At 63.4% G+C, this 254-nt stretch carries 1 pseudogene; it reads right to left on the bottom strand.

Going from position 1 to position 254, the window contains the following annotated elements:
* Window positions 1-7: 7 nt before the first annotated feature.
* Window positions 8-254, bottom strand: a pseudogene (locus AC0L20_RS41385) (hypothetical protein); the annotation flags it as partial.

Genomic DNA, 254 nt, shown 5'->3' with positions numbered 1-254 from the left:
CAACTGTTCATCCGCGAGCCGCGCAGGACCTTGCCCACCGCGTTGGGCGTGAGTGTGCTCGAACAGGCCCGGGCAGCATCACAGCGAATGCAGTGAGGTTGCCGGTGAACATGAATGTCAGGCCCAGGCCCAGCGTCAGCAATCCCAGCACCAGATTGAGCTTGTGCTGGCCACCGAACTGTACCGGCGCGCCCTGGAACAGGCGGAACTTGTACTTGCCCGAGAGCTTGCCGAAGGCGATCACGGAGCCGGAG

The sequence above is a fragment of the Bradyrhizobium sp. Kon58 genome (assembly GCF_055807455.1).
Note: the sequence above shows the minus strand (reverse complement) of the source record. Positions and strands in the feature narration are given on the sequence as shown.